The following is a 5,492-nucleotide window of genomic DNA, read 5'->3' as shown; positions in this document are numbered from 1 at the left end:
CGCGAACTCGCCGAGGCGCTGACCGTTCTGTCCCAGCGGCTGGTGAACCCGCGCATCGCCGGACCGGTGCCATGGAAACCGATGGTGAGCTTGAGCGGGCCGACAAGCCTGCCCATCGAGTTCGAACCGGCATCGTAGTCATCAGCCGGCAACCCGCGTGGGCCGAACTGCGAGAATGGAACTCGTGACCGACGCCCAGGATCGCCTTGCCGTAAACCCCACGCGGCGAGATGCCGTCCTTGGCGCTTGGGAATTGGTGTCGTTCGTCGCCCGGAACGAAACCACCGGCGAGGACCGGCAGCCACTTGGCACGACACCGCGCGGCCTGATTCTCTATACCGCCGACGGTCACATGTCAGCCCAACTCGCCGAGTCGGACATGAGTGGCTACGTCGCCTACGGCGGGCGATTTTCGATCGACGAGGAAACCTCGACGCTGCACCACGAGGTCACCGTGTCAATGATGCCGGAATTGTTGGCGCAACCTCAGTTTCGGCACGCCAGCGTCGACGGCGGCCTGTTGACCCTTTCGGCGAGAAGAACCGACGACGCCGGCGTGACGACTCGTAGCACATTGGTCTGGCGGCGGCCGCCAGTCAGGGCAGTTTGATTGCCGACGTGTACATCTCGATGATCGGCCGGTAGAGGTCGACATCGTCTAGTTCGCTGCCCAGCACTACGGCGTCGCTGGTGGCGATGAGCACTTGCGCGAAGGTCAATGCCGGCATTGTCAGGGTTCCCCCGAGCCGATCGATGCCGTCGACGATGAACTTGCCCAGCGCCTCGACGACCTCTGCCCGCTTGACCGCCACCCGCTGCCGGGCGTCGGGATTGCGGAGCAGGTAGAGGGTGAACTCGTGTCCCAACGCGGCGTGCTCGGCGCCGCGATCACGGCTGAGTTGGCGCCACCGCTTGCCGATTTCGTCGAGCTCGCGCGCTCCGATCTGTCTCGACGTCGACATCACCTCGGCGAAATTGTCGAAGTAGCGACGCCAGTATCGGTCGCTCACGGCCAGGAAAAGATCTTCCTTGGTGGCGAAGTGCTTGTAGATAGCGCCTTTCGTATAGCCCGCCGTGTGCGCTATGTCGTCGAGAGTCGCTGGGGTGAAGCCTTTTTCGGCGAATACTTCCTCCGCGGCATCAAGGAGCAGCGTACGGGTGTGCTCCAGGCGTCGCTCCCGTGTCCAACGCTCGACCATGCCGACGATTGTGCCACGGAATCTCAGAAACTACTTCCCCTTTTAGATACTCATAGGTATATTTGCGCACGTTCGGCTACCCGAGGAGTCAGCGTCGTGAGCGAACTGTTGAACAAGAGCGCGCCCGTGGTCACCGAGTCGCTCGGCGGAACGGCTGAGCACGCGAACGCGGTTCACGCGAAAGTGAAGCCCGTCCAGATCTGGGCCGCCATCGGCGGTGTGCTGCTGCTTCTCGAGATCTACGTGTGGATCCGGTGGATCACCGGGCCCTATTTCCAGCAGGTACCGCCCGGCGTGAGCGATCCGCCGATGTACATGAAGGTGCCGCTCATCGCGAACGCGGTCGGGGCCTGGATCGGCCTGCCAATTGCCCTGTGGTGGTTCATCATCCGGCCGTGGCGCCGCGAGCGGCGGATTACCCTCGATGGCATCCTCATGGTGTCGATGGGCCTGATCTTCTTCCAGGATCCACTGCTCAACTACCTGAACACCTGGTGTACCTACAACCTCTGGATGCCCAACCGCGGCTCCTGGTCGTCAAATATCCCCGGCTGGGTATCGCCGGAGGTACCAGGACATCAGGTCGTGGAACCACTGCTGACGAACGTGCCCGGCTATTCATTCGGGAATCTACTGATGGTCATGATCGGCTGCTGGGTGATGCGCAAGACCAAGGCGCGCTGGCCCAATCTCAGCAATACGAAGTTGATCGGTGTGACCTTCGCGTTCAACATCCTTCTCGACTTCATCATGGAGGGTTTGATCTTCTTGCCCATCGGGTTCTACGTCTATCCCGGGGCGATTCGGGCGGTATCGATCAATGCCGGCACCTACTACCAGTGGCCCATCTACGAGGGGCTGATGTGGGGCGGCGTCCTGACTGCCTTCTGTTGTCTGCGCTACTTCACCGACGATCGCGGCCGCACCGTCGTTGAGCGCGGACTCGACAACGTCCGAGGCGGTTTCGGCAAGGTGCAACTCACCCGCTTCCTGGCGCTCTTCGCCGCCGTGAGCGCATGCTTCTTCTTCCTCTACAACCTCCCCGCACAATGGGTCGCCATGCACGCCGACCCCTGGCCCGCAGATGTCCAAAAGCGTTCCTACCTCAACGGCGGCATCTGCGGTGACGGAACCGACCACCCATGCCCCAATCCCGTTCTGCCGGTGCCGACAAAGCGCTCCGGCTACGTCAACACCGACGGCCAGCTCGTGCTGCCCGGCGGTTCGGAGGTTCCGAAAACGGTTCCTTTCCAACCAGGCAGGTGAGGTGTTGACCACCGGATCTCCCCACCTGGCCGAATTGCGTTCGCGGGCACCGTTTTATCGAGCTGTCGCCGAGGAGGTGGAAGTGTTTGGCGCCGCCGCCCGCCGGGGTGTGCCGGTGCTGCTGAAAGGGCCGACGGGATGCGGGAAGACGCGATTCGTCGAAGCGATGGCCCACGAACTCGGCCGAGACCTGATCACGGTGGCGGGCCACGAGGACATGACGTCCGCTGATTTAGTCGGCCGTTTCCTGCTCAAGGGCGCAGAAACGGTCTGGGTGGACGGACCCTTGACGCGCGCCGTGCGCGAAGGCGCCATCTGCTACCTGGACGAGATCGTGGAGGCGCGCCAGGACACCATCGTCGTCATTCATCCGCTCGCTGATCACCGCCGTGAGCTTCCGATCGATCGGCTCGCCACGACGCTGCCCGCCGCGCCCGGATTCCAGTTGGTGATCTCTTACAACCCCGGCTACCAGAGCGTCCTGAAAAACCTCAAAGAGTCTACCCGCCAACGTTTTATCGCCATCGAACTCGACTTCTTGCCCGCCGATACCGAGACCGAGGTAGTTACCCACGAGGCCGGGGTCGACAGCGAGACAGCTCGCGCTCTGGTCACGCTCGGCAACGCCATCAGGAATCTGCATGGCTCACCGCTGCGCGAAGTGGCGTCCACCCGGATGTTGATCCTGGCCGGCTGCCTCGTCGCGGAGGGCCTAAACCTGCGCAGTGCCGTCCAGTCGGCCATCGTCCAGGTGCTTTCCGATGACTCGGAAGTCCAACGCGCGCTCGGCGAACTCGTCGATGCCGTGCTACCCCGGACATGACCGCTGCCGGTTCGGACAGCCCTGACCTTTTTCGACTTCTTGCCACCTTCATCGCCGGTCGAGCCGTCGAGATTGCCGAGGCGGTGGCCGGCCAGCCCGCATACACGAATGGACACGTCGTATTCGTCTCGGCGGGCGGCTCTTTCGCCGAGCAGCGCCGCGAAGTGGTGATCCAGAGCGCTTTGCTGGGTGCGGGAAGCCTGGATCATCGTTTGGTGAAGGTCTTGCGGGCGCGTCCATGGTTAGCGCGCCGCTACGTGGCCGTCGAAGGACGCCGGGTACTCGCTGAGCTGGCCGAGAGAATTCCACTCGCGGCCGAGCTTTCCGGCAACATGGAACCGAGCACCGGCACCGCCGACGAGTCACTCGAGTTGGCCAGAAGCCGGGTAAAGATCGCTGACCCGCCGGGGTGGTTCGGCGTCATCAAACCATCTCTAGCGCTCTGCGCAGCGGCCAACGGGGACCATCCGACGACCAACGGAGACTTGCGATTCGATCCGGACGACCTGCCCGAGCCGGACGAGGAGGACGACGACGAACCATCCGAACATAGCAAAATCCTCAAACTCTTCAACAGCCCGCTCAGCGCGCAGGCCGTCTCGGACTTCCTCCGCAGGCTAATTGGAAAATCAAGCTCTCCCGGCGACAGCCCGGGCGGGTCGGAGATGCGGGTCGGGTCTATCCGGCGGGCACACATGGGCGGACCGGATTTCCGGCCGATGCCCAGCCCCATCCGATTCGTGGATGGCGGCAAGCCCGGCGCTGCCGTCGGCGTCCACGGCGCCCTGCATCCAGAGTGGGACGAACACAACAACCGGTATCGGGCGCAGTGGTGCCGAGTCATCAGTTTTCCGGCGGCGGCGGCCGCCGAGGTCACTGACGTCAGCGTCGCCGGCGTTCCGCGCGACGAGGTGCTGCGGCGACGCCTGTCCCGCATCGGCCTCGGCCCCAAGAATCTGCGGGCGCGCCCCGACGGCGACGAGCTGGACATCGAGGCGCTGATCGATCTGTTCGTCGACCTGCGCTCCGGCCACTCACCGGCCGAGCACGTTTACCAGGAACGCCGCAAACTCGCCCGCAACCTGGGCGTCCTCATCATGCTCGACGCCTCGGGATCGGCGACCGACACCGATCCCGACGGACTCGCCGTGCACGACCACCAGCGCAAGGCCGCCGCCACACTGACCATCACGCTCGAAGAACTGGGCGACCGTGTCGCGGTCTACGCTTTCCGATCGCAGGGCCGACAGGCTGTGCACCTGGCTGCAATCAAGACGTTCGATCAGCGCTTCGGTCCTATCGGGCGAGCCCGGCTCAACGGGCTCCAACCATCGGGCTACACCCGCCTCGGCGCTGGCATCCGCGGCGCTGGTGAAATCCTCAAGAGCGAGGCCGGCACCCCGAACCGGCTACTGCTCGTCCTCTCGGATGGTTTCCCGTATGACGACGGCTACGACGGCCGTTACGCCGAAGCCGACACCAGAAAGGCGCTCGAAGAGCTTCGCGCGGACGGCGTTGCATGCCTTTGCCTTTCGATCGGCGCGGCCACCGCCGAAGACGCGCCCGAACGCGTTTTCGGCTCCGCCGGCTATGCCAGTGGCTCGACCCTGGCCGACCTGAGCCCGCGGATGGACCAATTGTTTCTGTCTACCCTGCGAGAACTTGCAGCGCCGAAACTCCTGAGGGAATGAGTCAACGTGTGCCATCCGGTTTCACGCACTCGGGCCTGCGCGTATGGTCCGAATGGTGGCAGAACCGACGACATCCGATAGCACGGTGCTCGTCTCACCGGACAATTTCGCCAAGGCCGAAAGCGACTTGTATTTCGGCAATGTCGTCAGGGACGGCGGGTTCGGCAAATTCGCCCACATCCGGGAGCTGACGCCACTGAACAAGCAGTTGGTGGTGCGCTCCAACCGGGACACCTTGTATTCGGCGGGCGTCTTCGACCTCGACGCCGGGCCGGTCACGGTAGCGTTGCCCGACCCCGCCGGCCGGTTCATGTCGATGCAGGTGATCAACGAAGACCACTATGTTCCCGGGGTGTTCTACGGGCAGGACGAACACACCCTTACCCGCGATGACATCGGCACGCGGTATGTCCTCGTACTCATCCGCGCCCTGATTGATCCCAACGACGATGCCGACGTGAAGATTGTTCATCAGCTACAGGACGCCGTCGCGGTGAGTCAGGACAACGCCGG

General features: G+C 63.6%; 6 protein-coding genes and 1 pseudogene. 6 read left to right on the top strand and 1 reads right to left on the bottom strand.

Annotated elements, in window-relative coordinates:
* Both ACZY0B_RS26660 and ACZY0B_RS26655 read left to right on the top strand, forming a co-directional pair.
* Nucleotides 1-138: pseudogene (locus ACZY0B_RS26660) on the top strand (cytochrome P450); the annotation flags it as partial.
* A 46-nt stretch (nucleotides 139-184) separates the two neighbouring features.
* Nucleotides 185-610 carry a lipocalin-like domain-containing protein gene (locus ACZY0B_RS26655; RefSeq protein ID WP_463767238.1) on the top strand — a complete coding sequence of 142 codons (426 nt, stop codon included), beginning with the start codon at nucleotides 185-187 and terminating at the stop codon, nucleotides 608-610.
* On the opposite strand, the gene ACZY0B_RS26650 is transcribed toward ACZY0B_RS26655, so the two are convergent.
* Nucleotides 597-1,199: a TetR/AcrR family transcriptional regulator gene (locus tag ACZY0B_RS26650; protein ID WP_463767237.1), complete on the bottom strand. Its 603-nt coding sequence runs from the start codon at nucleotides 1,197-1,199 to the stop codon at nucleotides 597-599. The two genes, ACZY0B_RS26655 and ACZY0B_RS26650, sit on opposite strands and share 14 nt — an antisense overlap.
* Nucleotides 1,200-1,295: 96 nt before the next feature.
* Here ACZY0B_RS26650 and ACZY0B_RS26645 point away from each other — a divergent pair, with 96 nt between their 5' ends.
* From ACZY0B_RS26645 to ACZY0B_RS26630, 4 genes are all read left to right on the top strand, one after another.
* The gene (locus ACZY0B_RS26645) at nucleotides 1,296-2,465 is read left to right on the top strand and encodes a spirocyclase AveC family protein (protein ID WP_463767236.1); all 1,170 of its coding nucleotides are present in this window, start codon (nucleotides 1,296-1,298) and stop codon (nucleotides 2,463-2,465) included.
* A gap of 1 nt (nucleotide 2,466) precedes the next feature.
* Nucleotides 2,467-3,288, top strand: coding sequence for an AAA family ATPase (locus ACZY0B_RS26640; protein WP_463767235.1), 822 nt, complete (start codon nucleotides 2,467-2,469; stop codon nucleotides 3,286-3,288).
* Nucleotides 3,285-4,979, top strand: coding sequence for a nitric oxide reductase activation protein NorD (locus ACZY0B_RS26635; protein WP_463767234.1), 1,695 nt, complete (start codon nucleotides 3,285-3,287; stop codon nucleotides 4,977-4,979). The genes ACZY0B_RS26640 and ACZY0B_RS26635 overlap by 4 nt, the downstream gene beginning before the upstream one ends.
* A 55-nt stretch (nucleotides 4,980-5,034) precedes the next feature.
* The coding region (locus ACZY0B_RS26630) for a DUF1254 domain-containing protein (RefSeq protein ID WP_463767233.1) at nucleotides 5,035-5,492 on the top strand (458 nt) is incomplete at its 3' end.

It is taken from the genome of Mycobacterium sp. IDUB_19, from assembly GCF_055419445.1.
The sequence above is the reverse complement of the archived record's forward strand: the minus strand, read 5'-3'. Positions and strand labels throughout refer to the sequence as shown.